A 21,361-nucleotide genomic window follows, 5' to 3' on the forward strand; every position below is an offset into this window, starting at 1 on the left:
AGAGCAGCAACGATCGAAACAGCAAGCTAGTCATAAGGAAGATTGCAATGAAAAAGACACTGTTAGCGACTGCCATCGCCGGTGCCATGGCTGCCTCCGGCGCCCAGGCTGCCACCGTCTATAACCAGGACGGCACCAAGCTCGACATCTACGGTAACGTCCAGATCGGTTTCCGTAACATCGAGGCCGAGAACGACAACGGCAATATCGAAACTCAGAACGACGTCTTCGATAATGGCTCCACCATCGGCTTCGCTGCCGAGCATGTCATCTATGATGGCCTGACCGGCTACATGAAGATCGAATTCGACGACTTCAAAGCCGACGAGATGAAGACGGCCGGTCGTGATGCCGGTGATACCGCTTATGTCGGCCTGAAGGGCAACTTCGGTGACGTCAAGCTGGGCTCCTACGATACTCTGATGGATGACTGGATCCAGGATCCCATCACCAACAACGAGTATTTCGACGTCAGCGACACCAGCGGTAGCGGTTCCTCTGTCGTTGCTGTCGGTGGCGAGGTCGAGACCGATCAGCTGACCTATGTCTCTCCGTCTTTCAATGGCCTGGAGCTGGCCATCGGCACCCAGTACAAGGGTGACATGGAAGAAGAGAACGTCACCAGCCGTGGTAACGCTTCCGTCTTCGGTGGCGCCAAGTACACCGCCGGCAACTTCTCCGTGGCCGCCACGTACGACAACCTCGATAACTACGAGGTGACGCAGACTGGCGTGGACAACAAGCAGGAGTTCGGTGATCGCTATGGCGTGACTGGTCAGTACCAGTGGAACAGCCTGCGCGTCGCGCTCAAGTACGAGCGTTTCGATTCCGATCTCGATAATGTCGATTCGGTCAACTTCTATGGCCTGGGTGCCCGCTATGGCTACGGCTATGGTGACATCTACGGCGCCTACCAGTACGTCGACGTCGGTGGTGACACCTTCGGCAATGTCGTTGACGATGCGACCAGCGGCGATTCCCCGAGCGATACCGCTTCGGATCGTGGCGATGACACCTACAACGAGTTCATCATCGGCGGTACCTACAACATCTCCGATGCCATGTACACTTGGGTCGAAGCTGCCTTCTACGATCGTGAAGACGACGAAGGCGACGGTGTTGCTGCCGGTGTGACCTACATGTTCTAAACCCCGGCTGCAGGGTAACCTGCCCGAAGGGTTGCAAAACGAAAGCCGATCCCCCGGGGTCGGCTTTTTTCATTGGCGAGAATGATGCAAGCGAGGTTCCATGAAACAGCCGATCGTAACTGCGGGTTTGCTGGCCCTGGGGTTGAGCCTTGTGGCTGTGCCGGTGGTAGCCAGCGAGACGCAGGACAGGTTCCGGGAATCGGGAAAAGGCATGGATCTGACCGGCTTTTTCCAGGCGGAGACCGATGCCTATAGCCGTAGCTTCCTGTTCGGTGGCGTCAACGAGCACGACTTTACCGTGGAACAGGCCGGCACCTATCGGTTCACCAGTGATGTGACCGGAGGGTATTCCAACGACTACCGTATCGCCGCGGTGCTGCTGGACAGCCAGGGTCGGGAGCTGGCGCGTTCCCAGGCACAGGGGCACAACGGTGGTCTGCAACTCCAGACAGAGCTGGAGCCCGGCGACTATGTGCTGCGCGTCGAGGCTCAGCGCCCTGGTACCCGAGGCAAGGCCGGTGATGCCTACTCCATCAAGGTGGCGGGGCTGGATGAGCGGGGACAGCGTATCGAGAACGCCGTCGATGATGGCGGTAATATTCAGTTCGTCGGCGAGAACCGCAAAGGGGGCAGGTCGGTATTCGTGCGTGGCGACGATGCCGTGGCCACGGTTCGTGCCGGCAATGACGGCGCGGCGAGCGGTGCCGCGGCAGCGACCGGTGCGGCAGCAGGGGCCGCTGCTGCTGGTGCGCAGGAGCATGACGAAGCGACGCCCGAGACTGCCGAGACACAACAGGAAGCATCCGAGCAGGAAGGCTTCGAGACCATCGTCACCGATGTGAAGATCCGTGCCCGGGGCGAGGTGCTGACCTTCGATGTCGCCGAGCGCGGCACGATTGCCATCACCACTTCCACCTATCCGGCTGGTTTCGAGGATACCTATCGGATCACCCTGGATGTGCTGGATGACTCCGGCCGTGTCGTGGCCGAAGGCGCCGGGGCAGGCTTCGATGGCGATGTCGACATGCAGACCGTGCTCGAGCCGGGGCGCTATAGCATTCGGGTGCAGGGTCAGAAGTTCGGCTCGGCACATTCCGGCGTCAACAACTACGAGTTGAAGGTGGAGCAGCTCGACCGGCGCTGATCGACGGCCAGGGCCCCGGACGGACGTCCACCGGAGTCGTGCATCGGTACTCCGATCCAGGAACGGGGCCAGGTTTCCCGGTACGTCTTGACTTGGCACTGCATGGGAGAAGGTGACGGCCTGCCGGCCTGATGGGTTGCCAGCCCGTTGGACGGCAGGTGGCGAACGATCTGTCATGCTATCTGCCTGGCATGCCCGAGAAGGCCCTTGTCGTTGAGAGGAGGTGAGGTGCCGACGCGATTCTCCCGTTACCTTCACGGAGCCTTGTCACTCACAGGACGGCTGCTGCTGGGCTTGTTCGTGACCTGGGGAGTGGTCGTGGCCTTGCTGCTGGGCCTTGGCTGGCGTTCCGGCGAGACGCTGGTCGGTGAGTCCAGTCGTACCCACTTGCGCTATGAAGTTCGGCTGATCGCCGATGAGCTGGCCCAGCAGGTGGATTCGCGGCTGTCGGCGCTGGAACGCCTGGCGGCCCGATTGGATGAGGCAGACTCCGAGGGTGGGGGGCGCGATACCCTGCGCCGGAGCGATGCGCTCCTCGAATGGTTCGATGGCCTGGTAGTCATCGATGCCGAGGGGCGTGTCGTCTCCGACTGGCCGAAGCTCGATCGTCGGGTTGGGCTGAATATCGGGGACCGTGAATACTTCCAGCATGTCAGGGCCTTCAAGCGACCGCATGTCAGCGAGCCTTTCCATGGACGGGCCAGTGATGTTCCTCTGGTGATGTTCATGGTGCCTCGCCTGGATGAGAGCGGCGCCTTTCGGGGATTGGTGGGCGGTATCGTCAAGGTCCACGGAGGGGGGCTCTTCAACCGCTTGAATCGCATTCGTCTGGGAGCTCAGGGCGGCGCCGTCGTCGTCACGTCATCCGGCCAGGTCCTTTATCATTCCGATGATTCGCTGGTACTCGATACCGTTCCTGACCCACAGGACAATCCATGGGTGAATCTGGCGCTGTATGGCTGGGAAGGCGAAGCGCTGGGCACCATGTTCGGCGGTGATATGGCCTATCAGGCGTATCGCCAGATATGGCCAGCGAACTGGATCGTCGGCGTCATCCTGCCCAGGTCACAGGTCATGGCGCCTCTGAGGGAGTGGGTGAGCCGGCTGGGTTGGTGGGCGTTACTGGTTGCCAGCCTGTTGATACCGGTCATGGGATGGCTGGTCTGGTTGGCATTGCGGCCGCTCTATCGGCTGGAGACGCAGATTGATGAAGTCGGGCGTGGGCTGCGCTCCCGAGTGGCCCTGACGACACGGATGCAGGAACTGCAGCGTGTGGCGCGAACCTTCAATCGGGTAGAGGTGGAGCGAGAGCACGCGATTTCCCGGCTGCAGGAGCGCCAGGCCTTTCTGGACGCCACGCTGTCCTCGTCGCCGGTCGGTATCTTCGTGACCGATCGCGACGGCGAGGTAACCTACGTCAATCCGGCTCTTGTCGAGCTGAGCGGTCATGATGCGGAGGATCATCTGCCCTTGACATGGAGAGAGCGCATCCATGTCGATGACCGGCAGTCGGTGCTGGACCTCTGGCAATACAGCCTGGATAGCGGTGACGATTTTCTCCAGCAGTATCGTTTCCATCGCCGGGATGGCGAGATGCTCTGGTTCGAAGTGCATGCCAGGCGGGTCGTTTCCGGCGATACCCACCTCGGTTTCGTGGGCACGGTGAAGGATATCACCGAGCGGCGCGAGGAAGAGGCGCTGCGCCAATGGGAGGCGGAACATGACCCGCTGACCGGCCTGCTCAATCGTCGCGGCCTGGAGCGTCGTCTGGAAGAGGCGCTAGCCGACTGGCGCAAGACTGGTACGCCTTCGGTACTGCTGATCTTCGACCTGGACCGTTTCAAGCCGATCAATGACCTCGGTGGCCATGCCCTGGGTGACGAGATGCTGTGCCAGGTCGCTCGGGCACTCTCGCGGACGGTGCGTCGCAGCGATCATACCGCTCGCCAGGGTGGTGACGAATTCGCGGTGTTGTTGCCGAGTTGTACCTTCGAGCGGGCGCAGGATATTGCCGAATCGCTTCGCGAGACGATTCGCGAACTGCAAGTCGTCCATGGGGGCCGGGTATTCAGCGTGACCCTGAGCCTGGGCGTGACCTGCTTCGAGCGTGGCGATCAGCGCATCGAAAGTGTGATGCAACGGGCAGATGCCGCCAGCTATCGCGCCAAGCGCATGGGACGCGATCGAGTGGTCATGCATGGGGAAGCGTGAAGGATGGCGCCCTCTACAGGATTCGAACCTGTGACCTGCCGCTTAGGAGGCGGCTGCTCTATCCTGCTGAGCTAAGAGGGCGGGGCTGGCTCAAAACGGGCCATAGTATAAGCGCCTGACCGGGCAAGATAAACCCGAGGTGCCCATGAGTTGTCCGGCATTTCCGGTTAAAATATCTTTCTCTCATGCAAACGACGGGAACGACCGCTATCGCGACACATCTCTCGCCGGATGGCGACCGCTATTTCGATGGCATGGCCGACAAGTTCGCCGACAGCCTCTACGGCAAGGCGCGCGGTGAGCTGCGTTTGGACCTGCTCGATCGCCTGTTGCCCGAGATGCTCGCGCTCGATGGTCAACCAGCCCTCGATGTCGGCGGTGGCCTTGGCCAGCTTTCCGGTTGGCTGGCGGAGCGCGGACATGAGGTGACGCTATGCGAGCCCGCCGATGACATGCTCCGACGAGCACGCGAGTCGCTTGCCGGTACCTCGGTGACAGCGTTGCCGTTGCCGCTCCAGGCATTGCCCGAACGACTGCCCGGTCCCTGGCCATTGATTACCTGTCATGCCGTGCTTGAGTGGATGGCCGACCCGCGCGCCGCTCTCGCCACTCTGGCGCGCCTGCTGGCACCGCAGGGGCAGCTGTCGTTGATGGTCTTCAATCATGACGCCCTGCGTTTCTCCAATGTGGTCAAGGGCAATCTCGACCGTGTGCTGGCCGACCGGCTGGCCGGCCAGGGGCGCCGCAAGCGGCTGACGCCCATCTCGCCGTTGCGTCATGACGAGATCCTCGCCTGGGCCGGGGAGAATGGCCTGGCCGTCACGCATTGCGCCGGAGTGCGGGTCTTTCATGATTACCTGCAGGATCCTCCGGCCGACGACGAGCAATACCGCAAGCTGCTCGAACTCGAGTGGCGTTACAGTCGCCGCGAGCCGTACTGGCGGCTGGGCCGTTATTTGCTCTATACCCTGCGCGCCCTTCCTGACAATGCCGAGGAAACGCTTCGATGAGTGCCGAAACGCCTGTCTGCCAACTGCTCGAACGCCAGTCGACCGATTATCGCGGCTGGCTGTGGGTGGCGCCGCCCCGGGACCGCTGGCTGGAAGAGGGGGAAGGTCATCTGCTGTCCGCCGATCAGACGCTGCTCTCGGCATGGCGCGAGGGCGGCAGGGGGGCCAGCTCTCCCTTCGCGATGGACGAACTGGCACCGGAGGGCGTGGTGCTGTTCTGGCCCAAGGCACACGCCCAGGGTGAATGGTGGCTGCTGTGGCTGTGCGCTCGGCTGGCGCCGGGAACGCCGCTTCACGTCGTCGGCGAGAACCAGGGCGGCATCAAGCGCGTGCTCAAAGTGCTGGCCGCGCTGGGGCTCGGGTGTCGCAAGGTCGACAGCGCACGGCGCTGCAGCCTGTTCGCCTCACGGCTGGATCGGGTCGATATCGATCCGGATGCCGCCTGGACGAGCTTCGAGGCCGAGGGGCTGACGCTGGTCAGTCATCCCGGCGTGTTCGGTCACGGCAAGCTGGATGACGGGACTCGATTGTTGCTGGCACAACTGGCGTCATCTCTGCCGAATCAGGGCTCAGTGCTGGACATGGGATGCGGCGACGGGATCATCGCCGCCTGGCTGGCGCGGCGCGGGCTCGCGGTGACGGCGGCGGACGTCAATGGCTTCGCGGTGGAGGCGACCCGGCGGACCCTGGCGACGAATGGCCTGGAAGGAGAAGTGTTTCACAGCGATGTCTATGCCGGCCTGCCCCAGACGCGTTTCGATGCCATCGTCAGCAACCCGCCGTTCCATCAGGAACGTGCCGTCGACTATGGTCCCGCCGGGCGGCTGATCGCCGGAGCCCCCGAGCGTCTCGAGCCGGGTGGCCAGCTCGTGATGGTCGCCAATGCCTTCCTGCCGTATCCGGATCTGCTGGAGCGCGCCTTCGGTGGCTTCGAGATACTCGCCGACGACCGTCGTTTCCGGGTTTATCGAGCGGTGAAACGCTGAGCTTCAAGCCTGAGGATCGCGATAGTCGATCTCGGTGATCAGATAGGTCGTCTCGCCGCCGGGGGCGGCTACCGTGGCTTCGTCGTCGAGCCCCTTGCCGAGCAGGGCCTTGGCAAGCGGGGCATCGACGCTGATCCAGTGCTTGCCGGTGTCGGTCTCGTCGTGTCCGACGATGCGCAGCCGTAGCTCCTCGCCGTTCTCGTCCTCCAGAGTGACGAAGGCACCGAAGAAGACCCGATCGGTATCCGCCGGCAGGCGGTCGACGATCTGCAACTCGTCCAGTCGCTTGGTCAGGTAGCGGATGCGCGCGATGACCCGGTTGAGTTCCTTCTTGTTGTAGGTGTAGTCGGCGTTTTCGCTGCGGTCGCCGAGAGCGGCGGCTTCGCCCACCTTGGTGGACAGGGCGGGGCGCTTGACCCGCGACAGGTGATCGAGGATGCCGCGCAGGCGCTCGGCCCCCTCGGCGGTGATCAGGTTGCTCTTGGGCTCCTGGCGCGGGTCCTTGGCGGGATCGCGCCAACGGGTCATGTTGCGGCCTTTCATGAATCGCGCCTCTTGCTCGTCGAAGGCCGCAACATACGCCATGGGCCCGTCGGCAGGCAATCGGTCCGATGGATGGAAAACCGCCTGTGGGACGATTCGGGTGGAGACTTAATCAAACGTTCGTTACATTTCGAGAGGAAAGGTCATTCCGATAACCACAACCCGAGGAAGCCGCCATGTCGAGACGTCATCTGCTTGCCACCGTTCTGTGCCTGGGGCTGGGCATCGCACCGGTCGTTCAGGCCTGGGAGAACGAAATCTTCTCGCTGCGCAATCGCTGGGAGAACATCACCACCGCCATGGACGAGACGCGCCGCGCCGATGCCTTGTCGTCGTTGGCCGGGGAGGCCGGGGCGCTTGCCGAGGCGAATCCCGACACCAGTGAGGTGCTGGTCTGGCAGGGCATCATCCTGGCTTCTCTGGCCCGGGAAGTCGGCGGGCTGGATGCGCTGGGGCCGGCCAAGGATGCGCGCCGGGTGCTGGAGCGCGCCATCGAGATCGACCCGCAAGGGTATCACGGTTCCGCCTATGTCACTCTCGGTGCGCTGTACGATCGGGCGCCGGGCTGGCCGGTGGCCTTCGGCGATGACGACACCGCCGAGCGGATGTTCCAGCGTGCCCTGGAGATTCGCCCCGAGGGCATCGATGTCCATTACTATTACGCTGCCTTTCTGGCGGACGAAGGGCGCGACGCCGAGGCTCTGGAGCACGCGCGCCGTGCCATGGAAGGTCAGGCTCGCGAAGGCCGGCAGGCATCCGACGAGGTGCTGCGTCGTCAGGCGAAGGACATGGTCGAGCGCCTGGAGGATTAGGCGGGCGTTGGTGATGGTCCCATTGTGAACGCGCTCCGGGACCACGATAATGGGGCTTTCGCGAACACCGGAGGTCCGCATGTCGGAGACCGATGCCGCCGATTCCTCCCATCGGCCGGCCGGCGCCGATTTCGGCGGCGGCGATGTGGAGTTGATCGAGCGACGCTGTCTGCAGGAGGGGTTCTTTCGTCTGGACGAGCTGCACCTGCGCCATCGCCTCTTCGAGGGCGGCTGGAGTGCGCCCATGACCCGCGAGGTGCATCATCGCCATGACGCCGTGGGCGTGTTGCTCTACGATGTGGAACGAGATGCCGTGGTCCTGGTGGAGCAGTTTCGCGCCGGGGCCATCGACGATCCCGTCTCGCCGTGGAAGCTCGAAATCGTCGCCGGCCTGGTGGAGCGCGGGGAGAGCGCCGCCGAGGTGGCGCGCCGCGAAGCCATGGAGGAGGCGGGCTGTCCGGTCGGCGAACTGGTCGAGCTGCATACCTACTATCCCAGCCCCGGTGCCTGCGATGAACGGGTGTCGCTGTTCTGCGGCCTGATCGACAGCCGCGGTCTGGGAGGCGTCCACGGTCTCGCCGAGGAGAACGAGGACATTCGCGTGCATGTGCTATCGTTCGCTCGTGCCTGGGAACTCCTGAGGGACGGGCGACTCGACAATGCCATGTGTCTGATCGCCTTCCATTGGCTGGCCGCGGAGCGGGCCTCACTGAGAGCAAGGAGGTAGCGTGTCGAGAAGCGCCTATGTCACCGACTTGAAAGGCCTCCAGGGCGAGTGCACCGCCAACTATGTGCGCCTGACCCGCCTGCTGGGCGATCTGGAGGCCGGCGAGTCCCGTGAGGTGGAGCTGGTCAACCATGGCCGGCGCCTCGGTGTACTGTGCCTCAAGCTCCAGGAGCGGGCGCCCTATACCAGCATCGTGCGGGTCTCCCAGCGGGGCGTTCTCGACTCGGTACTGGAGACGCCGCGCATGCGCGTCCACCTCTATCACGACGTGCGCATGGCCGAGGTGACCGACTTCCAGCGTCAGCGGCATTTCGATGGTCGCTATCGCTATCCCAATTCCCGCATGCATCAGCCCGACGAGAAGCTCCAGCTCAATCGCTTTCTCGGCGAATGGCTGGATCACGGTCTGGCGCACGGCCATTCTATCGACCTGCCCGAATTGCCTTGATGCGACTGATCCAGATTACCGACTGCCACCTGCACGCCGATCCGGCAGCCCGCTCCCGCACCGGAGTTCCTCATCGCCAGTTCGTCCGCGTGGTAGAGGAGGCCGCCTCCTGGCGTCCTGACATGGTGCTGGTCACCGGCGATGTCAGCCAGGATGAGACGGCGGCCTCCTATGCGTTGGCCGAGCGAGAGTTGGCCCGGCTCGACTGTCCCTGGTCCTGGTTGCCCGGCAACCATGACGAACCAGCCCGGATGGCCGAGTGCCGCCCCTTCGATGAGAGCGTGGACCTGGGGCAGCGGCGCCTGTTGCTGCTCGATACCCAGGTTCCCGGTCAGACCCATGGCGCCCTAGGGGCGGCGCGTCTCGAGGCACTGGCGGAGCGCCTGGCGGAGGACGAGCGGCCGACCCTGGTTGCCATGCACCATCCGCCGGTCAGCGTCGGCTCTCGTTGGGTGGATGCGTTGGGGCTGGTCGATGCCGAGGCATTCTGGGAGGTGCTGGCAACGCACGAGCGGGTCGAGGCGATCCTGTGCGGCCATATCCACCAGGCGTTCGAATGTCGCCGGGCAACGCCCCATGGCGAGGTCGCTATCTATGCCTGCCCGGCCACGTCCGACCAGTTCCTGCCCGGCGCCGAGACGTTCGCCGTGGATGCGGCGGCCTTGCCGGGGTTCCGGGTGTTCGATCTGGGCGATGCCTTGAGCACTCGGGTGGAGCGGGTGGCGCTCTGATATCTTTTTAAAGAATAAAAAGATAGATATTAATTCTTTCACGTTATTTGTGGTGGCGCGATAAGCTGGCCCGCATGATGCGTCTTCCTCCCAGGGCAACGCTGAAAATCGACGAGCGTTGTGAGGCGCAAGCCGTGTTTCCCCAATTCATGCGAGGTAGTCGGGCCCATGACCAGTCTTGATGCCCCCACACACCAGCGTACCCCTCGGACCGATGAGCATGCCTCGGGGCTGACGCCGCGCCGGATGACTCACCTGCAGCAGCTCGAGGCCGAGTCGATCCATATCATCCGCGAGGTGGCCGCCGAGTTCTCCAATCCGGTGATGCTCTACTCCATCGGCAAGGACTCCTCGGTGATGCTGCACCTGGCGCGCAAGGCCTTCTACCCCGGACCGCCGCCGTTCCCCTTGCTGCACGTCAACACCACCTGGAAATTCCGCGAGATGATCGAGTTCCGCGATCGCATGGCGGCGGAATCCGGCATGGAGCTGATCGAGCACATCAACCAGGAAGGCGTCGAAGCGGGTATCAACCCCTTCGATCATGGCTCGAGCGGTTACACCGACGTGATGAAGACCCAGTCGCTCAAGCAGGCGCTGGACAAGTACGGCTTCGATGCCGCCTTCGGCGGCGCGCGGCGCGACGAGGAGGCCACCCGGGCCAAGGAGCGGGTCTTCTCCTTCCGCGACAAGCACCATCGCTGGGATCCCAAGAACCAGCGTCCCGAGCTGTGGAACCTCTACAACGCCCGGGTCAACAAGGGCGAATCCATTCGCGCCTTTCCGCTCTCCAACTGGACCGAGCTGGACATCTGGCAGTACATCTACCTGGAGTCGATTCCCATCGTCCCGCTGTATCACGCCGCCCCGCGTCCGGTGGTGGAGCGCGATGGCATGCTGGTGATGGTCGATGACGACCGCATGCCACTGGAGCCCGGCGAGGTGCCCGAAGAGAAGTGGGTGCGCTTCCGTACCCTGGGCTGCTATCCGCTGACCGGTGCCGTGGAGTCCAAGGCGGCCACCCTGCCCGAGATCATCCAGGAAATGTTGCTGACCCGGACCTCGGAGCGCAGCGGCCGCGCCATCGACCACGACCAGGCCGGCTCCATGGAGAAGAAGAAGCGGGAAGGGTACTTCTAACGCGCCTGCGGCGCGTTAGAAAGACGGAAGAAGGAAGTTGTAAGACGAAACCTTCCGTCAACGACCGTATCAAGTTTCTTTTTATGGCCAAGGGCTCAAGTGCCGAACTCGGAACACAGATCTATATCGGCATGGAGATTGGCTACATCGAACGTGAGAAGGGGTGTCTCTGGGTAGCCGAGACCAAGGAAATTGCTGCCATGCTGGCAGGGCTGATTCGCAAGCAGCCTGACTTCAGCGCAGATTGATGGGTTTCTTCCCTCTTTCCTCTTCTCTCTTATTTCTCGGGATGCGTTATGTCACACCAATCCAGCTTGATTGCCGATAATATCGAGCAGTACCTGCACGAACACGAGAACAAGGACCTGCTGCGCTTCATCACCTGCGGCAGTGTCGATGACGGCAAGTCGACCCTGATCGGTCGCTTGCTGCACGATTCCAAGATGATCTTCGACGATCAACTGGCGGCGATCACCCAGGCGTCGAAGACCAGCGGGACCACCGGTGACGAGGTGGATCTGGCGTTGCTGGTGGATGGCCTGCAGTCGGAGCGGGAGCAGGGCATCACCATCGATGTCGCCTACCGCTTCTTCTCGACCGACAAGCGCAAGTTCATCATCGCCGATACTCCGGGGCATGAGCAGTACACGCGCAACATGGCCACCGGCGCTTCGACGGCGGGGCTGGCGGTGATCCTGATTGACGCCCGCCACGGCGTGCAGACCCAGACCCGGCGGCACAGCTTCATCGCCGATCTGCTCGGCATTCGCCATCTGGTCATCGCGGTCAACAAGATGGACCTGGTCGACTACAGCGAGGCGCGCTTCGAGGAGATCGTCGCCGAGTACCGCGAGTTTGCCGAGCAGCTCGGTGCCGAGGATATCCACTTCGTGCCGATGTCGGCCTTGAAGGGCGACAACGTGGTCAACAAGAGCGAGACGATGCCCTGGTATGACGGGCCGGCGTTGCTCGGACTGCTCGAGACCATCGAAGTGCGCCACGATCAGAACCTGCGCGATCTTCGCCTGCCGATCCAGTACGTCAATCGGCCCAACCTGGACTTCCGTGGTTATGCCGGCACCCTGGAGTCGGGCATCCTGCGCCCTGGCCAGGCCGTGCGCGTGCTGCCCTCCGGCAAGCGCTCCAGGGTCGAGCGTATCGTCACCTTCGATGGCGATCTCGAGACCGCCTGGCCGGGGCAGGCGATCACCGTGACCCTGGAGGACGAGATCGACATCTCGCGTGGTGATTGGCTCGTCGCCGAAGATGCCGAGGTCGCGCGTGCCAACGCCTTCGAGGCCGACATCGTGTGGATGCACGAGCAGCCGCTGGAGCCGGGTCGGCAGGTCGACATTCGTCTCTCCGGGCGTTCCGTGTCGGGGCGGGTCGAGGCTATCGATTACCAGGTCGACGTCAACACCCTGGCCCATCATCCGGCCGAGCGGCTCGAGCTCAATGCCATCGCACGCTGCCGGGTGGCGTTGACCGAAGATATCACCCTGGATGACTACGCCGTCAGTCCGGGTACGGGCAGCTTCATCGTCATCGACCGCCTGTCCAACGTCACCATGGGAGCCGGCATGATTCGCGGCGCGGCCGAGGCGGCGGAAGGCGGGCCGGGCGAGGTCGACTGGGCGAATTTCGAAGTCGAGCTCAATGCCCTGGTGCGCAAGTACTTTCCGCATTGGGAGGCCAAGGACATCAGTCAACTGATGAGCCGTTGAGCATCCGCGCTGCTTCCTGAGCGAGAAGCGGGAGCAGCGCCGGTCGAAAGCAAGGAGGCCCCGCCGCGTGACACGCGGCGGGGCCTCGTCGTTTTAGCGTAGCGTGGATGGCTCAGGCCGGTCGGTTGGCGATCACCACGGCGCGGCGTGGCGCCGGATAGCCCTCACGGGTGCGGGTCGTGTCCTCGGGGTCGAGGAAGTCGGCCAGGGACTGAAAGGTCATCCAGTCGGTGGCGCGCTGCTCGTCGAGGCTGGTATCGGCCTCGTCCACCACGCGGGCGTTCTCGAAGCCGCAACGCTCGAGCCAGCCGACCAGTGCCGCGGAGGACGGCAGGAAGTAGACATTGGGCATGGCGGCGTAGCGCTCGCCCGGCAGCAGCACCGTGGTGTCGTCGCCGCGTACTACCAGGGTTTCCAGCACCAGTTCTCCGCCCGGCCGCAAGGCGGCCTTGAGTTGCAGCAGATGCTCGAGCGGCGAGGGGCGGTGATAGAGCACGCCCATGGAGAAGACGGTGTCGAAGGCGGCCAGTTCGTCGGGAACGTCCTCGATGCCCACCGGCAGAAACTGGGTGCGACCGTTGTCGGCATCGCCGACGAAGTGACGCACGGCCTGGAACTGCCAGAAGAAGCGTGGCGAAGGGTCGATCACCAGCGTGAAGGCAGCACCGGCGCCGCTCATGCGCCAGGCGTGATAGCCGTTGCCGCCGCCCACGTCGAGTACCCGGCGTCCTTGCAATGGCGAAAGGTGAGGGGCGACGCGCTGCCACTTCCAGTCGGAGCGCCACTCGGTGTCGATGGTCACGCCACCCAGCCGGTAAGGCCCCTTGCGCCAGGGCGCCAACGCACGCAGCAGGTTCTCGCACTGGCGTCGCCGGGCGTCGTCCAGTTCGCATTCGACCGTCACGCTGTCGGCATCCAGCCGGACCCGGCGCGGTTCGGGCAATGGCGGCAGTTTGGCCACGGCCTTCTCCCAGGCCTTCAGGTCGCCGTATCGCTTGGGATCGAGCCCCCGGGCGAGCTGCTCGGGTAGTCGTGCCAGCCAGGCGTCGAAGCCCCGGCGGGTGAAGGCCTGGTCGAGAAAGGCCTGATAAAGAGGGCGATGAACGTCGGGGATGCTCAACGTCAGGCCTCCTTGAAGGCGATCAGTGACGCGAAGTTCAAGTACTGGAACCAGGTCAGCGAGCGACTGAAACCGGCGCGTGCGAGCCGGGCATGGTGAGCCGTCAGGGTGTCCGGCACCAGGACGTTCTCCAGGGCCGTGCGCTTCTGGCTGATCTCCAGCTCGCTGTAGCCGTTGGCGCGCTTGAAATCGTGATAGCGTTCGACCAGCCAGGCGTTGTCCTGCTCGTCGTCGGCGACGATCTTCTCGGACAGAATCAGCACACCGCCGGGCTCCAGGGCCTCGAAGAGGCGGGCCACCACGGCGTCGCGATCCGTCGGATCGAGAAACTGCAGGGTGAAGTTGAGCAGGATCATGCCCGAGGCGTCATAAGCCTGGTGGCGGATGTCGCCCTCGATCACCGTCATGTCGTGCCCGGGGCATTCCTCTTTCAGGGTCTGGCGGGCGCGTTCGACCATCGTCGGCGAGAGGTCGATGCCGGTGTAGCGAAAGGCGTCCACCGGTAACTGGCCGGCCAGCGCCAGGCCTGCGGCGCCGAGCGAACAGCCCAGGTCATAGACATGACCGCCATGGCGCAGGTGGCGGCGGGCCAGGGGGCCGAGCATGGCGAGTATCTGGCCGTACCCCGGTACCGAGCGACGGATCATGTCGGGAAAGCAGGCCACCACTCGCTCGTCGAAGGAGAAACTCGCCACCCGGTCCAGGGGTGTCGAAAAGATGGCGTCACGGTAAGATGCGTCACTCATGGGCAGGTTGAAGCGTTGGGCTGGAAGCCCGCCATTCTACGCTTCCCTGCCCCGGGCTGCACGAAAGGATCACCAGGAGGGAATCCATGAGCCAACCCCCCGTCGAACAGCGGAGTGCCTGGCGCGCCCTGGCCGAGCATGCTGATGACATGGGCCGGCGGCACCTGCGCGAGCTCTTTGCCGAGCATCAGGGGCGCTTCGCCGCTTTCAGTCGACAGGCCGCCGGCCTGACACTCGATCTTTCCAAACAGCGCTGGGACGAGAATACCCTTGCGCTGCTGCTGAATCTGGCCCGCGATGCGGGGGTGCCGGATGCCATCCGTGGATTGCTGGCCGGCGAGCGGCTCAACCTCAGCGAGAATCGGCCGGCGCTGCATACGGCCTTGCGCCTGCCGGCCGATGCCCGGCTCGAGGTGGAGGGCGAGGATCTGGTGCCCTCGGTGCACTCGACCCTGGATCGCATGGCGGCCATGGTCGAGCGTTTCCACGCGGGCCAGTGGCGTGGTGTCACCGGCAAGCCCATCCGCGATGTGGTCAACCTGGGGGTCGGTGGCTCGGATCTCGGCCCCTTGATGGTCACCCACGCCCTGGCCGACTATCGGCCGGAGGGCATCCATCGCATCGATGTGCACTTCGCCTCGACCATGGACGGCTCGCAACTCGCCGACTATCTGACGCGGCTCAACCCCGAGACGACGCTTTTCGTGCTGTCCTCGAAGTCCTTCACCACCATCGACACCCTGACCAATGCCCGCACCGCAAGGGACTGGCTGAAGGCCAGGCTGCTCGGCGGTGACCGGCAGGAGGGCGTCGACGAAGCGCTGGTGATGCGTCAGCACTTCATCGGCGTCTCGGCCAGCCCCGACAAGATGCGCGAGTGGGGCATCGCTGACGAGCACCAGCTCGAGTTCTGGGAGTGGGTCGGCGGACGCTACTCGCTGTGGGGAGCCATCGGCCTGCCGATCGCCCTGGCGGTGGGGATGGCGAATTTCCGTGAATTACTGGCCGGCGCCCACAACATGGACCGCCACTTCAGCGAGGCCGAACTGGGCGACAACCTGCCCGTGCTGCTGGCGTTGGCGGGCATCTGGAACGTCAACTTCCTGGATATTCGGGCGCATTCCATCCTGCCCTATGACGGACGCCTGGAATACTTCGCCGCCTATCTCGAGCAGCTGGAGATGGAATCCAACGGCAAGTCGGTGAATCATGACGGCGAGCCGGTGGGCTATTCCACCTGCCCGGTGCTCTGGGGGCAACTCGGCCCCAACGCCCAGCATGCCTTCTATCAGTTGCTGCATCAGGGTACGCAGTCCGTAGAGTGCGACTTCATCGCGCCCCGGGTGCGCTACGATGACGTGGCCGATCCCGCCACCCGCGATCACCTGATGAGCCAGCATCGCCTGACACTGGCCAACTGCTTCGCCCAGTCCCGGGCCTTGATGCTGGGCGATGCGGCGCTCGAGGACGAAGGGCCGCGTCCCGGCCACAAGCGCTATGCCGGCAACCAGCCTTCCAGTACCCTGCTGCTGGATCGCCTGACGCCGCGTACCCTGGGAGCTCTGGTCGCCCTGTACGAGCACAAGGTCTTCGTGCAGGCGACCATCTGGGACATCAATCCCTTCGACCAGTGGGGTGTGGAACTCGGCAAGACACTGGCCGGCGAGACGCGGCGCATCCTCGAACACCAGGCCGGGCTCGAGGGCATGGACGATTCCACGCGCGGTCTCATCGAGGCCGTCTGGGAGGCCGAGTCGCGAGAGTCGAGTTGAGGGCCGATATTGATCGGTATGATGATGCTGGCCATATATACAGGGGTTCGGGTATGCTGAGTGCCATGCGATCGCCGATGCCTGCCAGTGGCGTACTCTATCTGCATGGTTTCAACAGCGGCAGTGCCTCGCCGAAGGCGGCACTGATGCGCGCGGCCTGCGAGCGACTGTCGCTGCCCTGTGCGACGCCCCAGTTGCCGCACCGGCCGGATCAGGCGCTGGCGGTAGCCGAGGCATGCCTCGAAGAGCTGGGCACGGCCCCCATGGTGGTGGGCAGCTCGATGGGCGGTTTCCTGGCGACCCTGGTCGCCGAGCGCCACGACCTGCCGGCCGCCCTGATCAATCCGGCCGTGACGCCGGCCCGCCTGGTGACGTCCTGGATCGGCGAGACCTTCGTCAATCCGTACAGCGGCGAGCGTTTCCGGATCGAAGAGTCGCATCGCCGGGCCCTGGAGGCCCTTGCTCCCGAGCGGGTCGAGCCACGGCGCTATCTGCTGCTGCTGGGCACGGCCGACGAAACGCTGGACGCTCGGGATGCCTGGGCCTTCTACCGGGGCGCGGCAAGCATCCTGCATCCGCGAGGAGACCATGGGTTCGCCGCCCTGGCCGATTACCTGCCGGCGATTCTGGCCCACGGCGGCCATGCCCTGCCGGTCGGGGCGGTGGCGATGCAGCGTTGAGTGGTGGCGTCGCGCCATGAGGCATCATGGCGAGTCAAGCATTCACGGAAGGGACGAGCCCGCGTCCAGGAGACAATCGAATGACCGTAACCAGTCTGGGTGACGCATGACACAGTACAGCGCCAGTTCGATCGAGGTGCTTGCCGGGCTCGAGCCCGTGCGCAAGCGCCCCGGCATGTACACCGACACTTCCCGGCCCAACCATCTGATCCAGGAAGTCATCGACAACAGTGTCGACGAGGCGCTGGGCGGCCATGCCAAGGCGATCGCCGTACGCCTGTTCGAGGACGGCGGCGTCGAGGTCAGCGACGATGGTCGCGGCATGCCCATCGACATTCATCCCGAGCACGGTGTCTCCGGGATCGAACTGATCATGACCAAGCTGCACGCCGGCGGAAAGTTCTCGGCGTCCAGTTACCGCTTTTCCGGGGGGTTGCACGGCGTCGGTGTCTCGGTGGTCAATGCCCTGTCCCGTCGCCTCGAGGTGGAAGTGCTCAAGGATGGCAGTCGCCATCACATGGCCTTCGAGCATGGCGAGCGAGCCTCCGACCTGACGGTGATCGGTTCTGCCGCCAAGCGTGCCACGGGCACGCTGGTACGCTTCTGGCCCGAAGCGAGCTATTTCGACTCGCCGAAGCTGTCGCTGACCCGGCTCAAGCATTTGCTGCGGGCCAAGGCAGTGCTCTGCCCGGGGCTCCAGGTGACGCTCGTCGAGGCCGATGGCACCGAGAGTGTATGGCAGTTCGAGGATGGCCTGCGCGACTATCTCGCCCAGGCCACCGATGGTTACGAGGTACTGCCGGCCTCGCCCTTCGTGGGTCACTTCGCCGATGAAGAACAGGCGGTGGACTGGGCCATCCAGTGGCTTCCCGAAGGCGGCGAGCCGTTGCTCGAGAGCTACGTCAACCTGATCCCCACGCCACTGGGCGGAACGCACGTGAACGGTCTGCGATCCGGCATGCTGGAGGCGCTGCGTGAATTCTGCGAATACCGCAGCCTGCTGCCGCGCGGGGTGAAGCTGACCGCCGAAGACCTCTGGGAAAGGGTTTCCTATGTGTTGTCGGTGAAGATGCTGGAACCGCAGTTCGCCGGCCAGACCAAGGAACGCCTGTCGTCGCGCACCGTGGCCGGCTTCGTGTCCGGGGTGGTCAAGGATGCCTTCTCGCTGTGGCTCAACCATCACGTCGATCAGGGCGAGGCGCTCGCCGAGTTGGTGATCAGCGCCGCCCAGCGACGCCAGAAGAGCGCCAAGAAGGTGGCGCGCAAGAAGGTCACCTCCGGTCCGGCGTTGCCCGGCAAGTTGGCCGATTGCAGTGGCCAGGACCCCGCGAGCAGCGAACTCTTCCTGGTCGAGGGTGACAGCGCCGGAGGCAGCGCCAAGCAGGCGCGCCAGCGCGAGACCCAGGCGATCCTGCCGCTGCGCGGCAAGATCCTCAATACCTGGGAAGTCGAGGCCCACGACATCTACGGCTCCCAGGAAGTCCACGACATCGCCGTGGCCATCGGCATGGAGCCGGGCAGCGATGACCTCTCCAAACTGCGCTATCACAAGATCTGCATCCTCGCCGATGCCGACTCCGACGGCCTGCACATCGCGACCCTGCTGTGCGCGCTCTTCGTGCGTCATTTCCCGGCGCTGGTCGATGCCGGTCACGTCTTCGTGGCGATGCCGCCGCTGTATCGCATCGACCTCGGCAAGGAAGTCTTCTACGCCCTGGACGAGAGCGAGAAGGCCGCCATCCTGCGTCGCCTCGAGGGCAAGCGCGGCACGCCCAACGTCCAGCGCTTCAAGGGCCTCGGCGAGATGAGCCCGCTGCAACTGCGTGAAACCACCATGGCGGCCGAGACCCGGCGGCTGGTGCAACTGACCCGCGAAGTCGGCGACGGCACCCTGGAGATGATGGACATGCTGCTGGCCAAGAAGCGTGCCTCCGACCGCAAGAGCTGGCTGGAAGACTACGGCAACCTCGCGGAGATCGAAGTCTGACCCGGCTTCGCCGGGAGCTATAAGCTTTAAGCCGTAAGCTGTAGGAAAAACCGCGGCAGTCATGGGGTGACTTACAGCTTAAATCTTACGGCTTACAGCTCATCACAGAGGGTGAAGAGGGCGCAGTCCCCTGATGATTCCACAAGTGTGAACAAGGCCACCGTGCTATGAGTATGGATATCCAGGTGGCGGAGGGCGACGTCGAGCGCTTGTCCCTTCGCGAGTATACCGAGAAGGCGTATCTCGATTATTCGATGTACGTCATCCTCGACCGTGCCTTGCCGCATATCGGCGATGGCATGAAGCCGGTGCAGCGGCGCATCGTCTATGCCATGCGCGAGCTGGCGCTCAGCGCCAATGCCAAGTACAAGAAGTCGGCGCGTACCGTCGGTGACGTGCTGGGCAAGTTCCATCCGCATGGCGACAGCGCCTGCTACGAGGCCATGGTGCTGATGGCGCAGTCCTTCAGCTATCGCTACCCGCTGGTGGACGGTCAGGGCAACTGGGGCAGCCCCGATGACCCCAAGTCCTTCGCCGCCATGCGCTATACCGAGGCGCGGTTGTCGAAGTTCGCCGAGGTACTGCTCAGCGAACTCGGCCAGGGCACCGTCGACTGGGCCCCCAACTTCGACGGCACCATGAACGAACCGGTGGTGCTGCCCGCGCGCCTGCCCCATGTGCTGCTCAACGGCGGTACCGGTATCGCCGTGGGTATGGCCACCGACATCCCGCCGCACAACGTGGGCGAGGTCGTCGAAGCCACCTGTCATCTGCTGCGTCAGCCCGAGGCGACCACCGCCGAGCTGATGGCCCATCTGCCCGGGCCGGATTTCCCCTCCGCGGCCGAGATCATCACGCCGGCATCCGACCTGCGCAAGATCTACGAGAATGGCCGGGGCTCGGTGAAGGTGCGGGCCCGCTTCGTGCGCGAAGAGGGCAATGTGGTGATCACCGCCTTGCCGTACCAGGTGAGTGGCGCCAAGGTGCTGGAGCAGATCGCCGCCCAGATGCAGGCCAAGAAGCTGCCGATGGTCGCCGACCTGCGTGACGAGTCCACCCACGAGGAGCCGACGCGCCTGGTGATCGAACCGCGCTCCAACCGCGTGGATGTCGAGTCGCTGATGGCGCACCTGTTCGCCACCACCGATCTCGAGAAGAATATCCGCGTCAACATGAACGTGATCGGCCTGGACGGCCGGCCCCGTGTGCTGTCGCTGGCCGGACTGCTCAGCGAATGGCTGGATTTCCGGCGCAGCACGGTGCGGCGGCGTCTCGAGCATCGGCTCGGCAAGGTGGAAGACCGACTGCACATCCTCGAGGGGTTGCTGGCCGCCTACCTCAATATCGACGAGGTGATTCGCATCATCCGCGAGGAGGATGAACCCAAGCCCGCGCTGATGGAGGCCTTCGGGCTCAGCGAACGTCAGGCCGAGGCGATCCTCGAGTTGCGCCTGCGCCACCTGGCCAAGCTCGAAGAGATGAAGATCCGCGGCGAGCAGGACGAACTGGAGGAAGAACGCAAGCGCCTGAAGGAGTTGCTCGGCAACGAGGCGGCGCTGACCGATCTGATCGAGCGCGAACTGCGTGCCGCCGGCGAGGAATACGGCGATCCGCGTCGTGCGCCGATAGTCGAGCGCGAGGAAGCCCGCGCCCTGTCCGAGGTCGAGCTCGTCGGCGCCGATCCCGTCACCGTCGTGCTCTCCGAAAAGGGCTGGATCCGTAGCGCCAAGGGGCACGACATCGATCCCGCCGGGCTCTCCTACAAGGCCGGCGACCGCTTCGCGCTGGCCGCCAGGGGCAAGACCAACCAACCGCTGGTGCTGCTCGACGACACCGGGCGTGCCTATACCCTGACCGCCCATAACCTGCCCAGTGCGCGCAGCCAGGGGGAGCCGGTCACCGGCCGGGTCAATGTGGCGGCCGGCGCCCACATGGCCGGCGTGATGCTGGGGCCACCCACCACGCGTTACCTGCTGGCGTCGGACGGTGGCTATGGTTTCATCGCGCCGCTCGAAGCGCTGACCGGCAAGAGCAAGTCGGGCAAGGGCGTACTCTCGGTGCCCAAGGGCTGCAACGTGCTGGCGCCGTTGATGGTGCCCGAAGGGGAGGGGATCAGCGTGGCGGCGGTGTCCAACGAAGGCCGCCTGCTGGTCTTCCCGCTCGACCAGTTGCCCGAGATGGCCAAGGGCAAGGGCAACAAGATGATCGACATTCCCGGCGCCCGCGCTGCCCGTCGCGAGGAATTCCTGCGTGACCTGACGTTGCTGGGCCCCGGACAGGCCCTGGTGGTGCAGGCCGGCAAGCGCAAGCTGACGCTCAAGGCCGGCGATCTGGACTACTATCGAGGCGACCGTGGTCGTCGTGGCAGCAAGCTGCCGAGGGGACTGCAGAAAGTCGACCGGCTCGCCCCTGACGGGGAGCTGTAAGCTGCG

General features: G+C 64.2%; 19 protein-coding genes and 1 tRNA gene. 16 read left to right on the forward strand and 4 right to left on the reverse strand.

Annotated elements, in window-relative coordinates; all coding sequences use genetic code 11:
- Window positions 1-47 precede the first annotated feature (47 nt).
- The 3 genes from HELO_RS03755 (at window position 48) to HELO_RS03765 (ending at window position 4,503) form a co-directional block, all read left to right on the forward strand.
- Window positions 48-1,148, forward strand: a complete 1,101-nt coding sequence (locus HELO_RS03755; protein WP_013331460.1) for a porin — start codon at window positions 48-50, stop codon at window positions 1,146-1,148.
- Window positions 1,149-1,248: 100 nt separating this feature from the next.
- Window positions 1,249-2,292, forward strand: a complete 1,044-nt coding sequence (locus tag HELO_RS03760; RefSeq protein WP_041601891.1) for a hypothetical protein — start codon at window positions 1,249-1,251, stop codon at window positions 2,290-2,292.
- Window positions 2,293-2,520: 228 nt separating this feature from the next.
- Window positions 2,521-4,503: a sensor domain-containing diguanylate cyclase gene (locus tag HELO_RS03765; protein ID WP_232519615.1), complete on the forward strand. Its 1,983-nt coding sequence runs from the start codon at window positions 2,521-2,523 to the stop codon at window positions 4,501-4,503.
- A gap of 4 nt (window positions 4,504-4,507) precedes the next feature.
- Here HELO_RS03765 and HELO_RS03770 read toward each other — a convergent pair.
- Window positions 4,508-4,584, reverse strand: a tRNA-Arg gene (locus tag HELO_RS03770).
- Window positions 4,585-4,688: 104 nt separating this feature from the next.
- Here HELO_RS03770 and HELO_RS03775 point away from each other — a divergent pair.
- On the forward strand, window positions 4,689-5,513 hold the full coding sequence (locus tag HELO_RS03775) for a methyltransferase domain-containing protein (protein ID WP_013331463.1): 825 nt from the start codon (window positions 4,689-4,691) through the stop codon (window positions 5,511-5,513).
- Entirely contained in the window at window positions 5,510-6,499 is a 990-nt protein-coding gene (locus HELO_RS03780; protein WP_013331464.1) for a class I SAM-dependent methyltransferase, read from the forward strand. The genes HELO_RS03775 and HELO_RS03780 overlap by 4 nt, the downstream gene beginning before the upstream one ends.
- A gap of 3 nt (window positions 6,500-6,502) precedes the next feature.
- On the opposite strand, the gene greB is transcribed toward HELO_RS03780, so the two are convergent.
- Complete coding sequence (gene greB, locus HELO_RS03785; protein WP_082995232.1) at window positions 6,503-7,042, reverse strand: transcription elongation factor GreB; 540 nt, start codon at window positions 7,040-7,042, stop codon at window positions 6,503-6,505.
- Window positions 7,043-7,218: 176 nt separating this feature from the next.
- On the opposite strand from greB, the gene HELO_RS03790 reads away from it, so the two are divergent.
- From HELO_RS03790 to cysN, 7 genes are all read left to right on the forward strand, one after another.
- Window positions 7,219-7,854, forward strand: coding sequence for a TRAP transporter TatT component family protein (locus HELO_RS03790; RefSeq protein WP_013331466.1), 636 nt, complete (start codon window positions 7,219-7,221; stop codon window positions 7,852-7,854).
- Window positions 7,855-7,933: 79 nt separating this feature from the next.
- Window positions 7,934-8,581: an NUDIX domain-containing protein gene (locus HELO_RS03795; protein ID WP_041601892.1), complete on the forward strand. Its 648-nt coding sequence runs from the start codon at window positions 7,934-7,936 to the stop codon at window positions 8,579-8,581.
- 1 nt (window position 8,582) lies between these two features.
- Complete coding sequence (locus tag HELO_RS03800; RefSeq protein ID WP_013331468.1) at window positions 8,583-9,029, forward strand: DUF1249 domain-containing protein; 447 nt, start codon at window positions 8,583-8,585, stop codon at window positions 9,027-9,029.
- Window positions 9,029-9,760, forward strand: a complete 732-nt coding sequence (locus tag HELO_RS03805) for a metallophosphoesterase (RefSeq protein ID WP_041601893.1) — start codon at window positions 9,029-9,031, stop codon at window positions 9,758-9,760. Before HELO_RS03800 ends, HELO_RS03805 begins: the two co-directional genes overlap by 1 nt.
- Before the next feature lie 168 nt (window positions 9,761-9,928).
- Window positions 9,929-10,900, forward strand: coding sequence for a sulfate adenylyltransferase subunit CysD (cysD, locus tag HELO_RS03810; RefSeq protein ID WP_082995185.1), 972 nt, complete (start codon window positions 9,929-9,931; stop codon window positions 10,898-10,900).
- Between the two features lie 5 nt (window positions 10,901-10,905).
- Window positions 10,906-11,148, forward strand: a complete 243-nt coding sequence (locus tag HELO_RS03815) for a four helix bundle protein (RefSeq protein WP_109637604.1) — start codon at window positions 10,906-10,908, stop codon at window positions 11,146-11,148.
- A 48-nt stretch (window positions 11,149-11,196) separates the two neighbouring features.
- Window positions 11,197-12,624 (forward strand): sulfate adenylyltransferase subunit CysN, encoded by a 1,428-nt coding sequence (cysN, locus tag HELO_RS03820; protein WP_013331471.1) that lies wholly within the window; start codon window positions 11,197-11,199, stop codon window positions 12,622-12,624.
- Between the two features lie 112 nt (window positions 12,625-12,736).
- Here cysN and cmoB read toward each other — a convergent pair whose 3' ends face one another.
- On the reverse strand, window positions 12,737-13,744 hold the full coding sequence (cmoB, locus tag HELO_RS03825; protein WP_013331472.1) for a tRNA 5-methoxyuridine(34)/uridine 5-oxyacetic acid(34) synthase CmoB: 1,008 nt from the start codon (window positions 13,742-13,744) through the stop codon (window positions 12,737-12,739).
- A gap of 2 nt (window positions 13,745-13,746) precedes the next feature.
- Complete coding sequence (gene cmoA, locus HELO_RS03830) at window positions 13,747-14,490, reverse strand: carboxy-S-adenosyl-L-methionine synthase CmoA (protein WP_013331473.1); 744 nt, start codon at window positions 14,488-14,490, stop codon at window positions 13,747-13,749.
- An 86-nt stretch (window positions 14,491-14,576) separates the two neighbouring features.
- On the opposite strand from cmoA, the gene pgi reads away from it, so the two are divergent.
- The 4 genes from pgi (at window position 14,577) to parC (ending at window position 21,355) form a co-directional block, all read left to right on the forward strand.
- Window positions 14,577-16,262, forward strand: coding sequence for a glucose-6-phosphate isomerase (pgi, locus tag HELO_RS03835; protein ID WP_013331474.1), 1,686 nt, complete (start codon window positions 14,577-14,579; stop codon window positions 16,260-16,262).
- Window positions 16,263-16,315: 53 nt separating this feature from the next.
- The gene (locus HELO_RS03840; RefSeq protein ID WP_049786187.1) at window positions 16,316-16,942 is read left to right on the forward strand and encodes a YqiA/YcfP family alpha/beta fold hydrolase; all 627 of its coding nucleotides are present in this window, start codon (window positions 16,316-16,318) and stop codon (window positions 16,940-16,942) included.
- A 106-nt stretch (window positions 16,943-17,048) separates the two neighbouring features.
- The gene (gene parE / locus HELO_RS03845) at window positions 17,049-18,929 is read left to right on the forward strand and encodes a DNA topoisomerase IV subunit B (RefSeq protein WP_013331476.1); all 1,881 of its coding nucleotides are present in this window, start codon (window positions 17,049-17,051) and stop codon (window positions 18,927-18,929) included.
- A gap of 167 nt (window positions 18,930-19,096) precedes the next feature.
- On the forward strand, window positions 19,097-21,355 hold the full coding sequence (gene parC / locus HELO_RS03850; RefSeq protein ID WP_013331477.1) for a DNA topoisomerase IV subunit A: 2,259 nt from the start codon (window positions 19,097-19,099) through the stop codon (window positions 21,353-21,355).
- Window positions 21,356-21,361 lie beyond the last annotated feature (6 nt).

It is taken from the genome of Halomonas elongata DSM 2581, assembly GCF_000196875.2.
GTDB classification, from domain to species: Bacteria; Pseudomonadota; Gammaproteobacteria; order Pseudomonadales; family Halomonadaceae; genus Halomonas; species Halomonas elongata.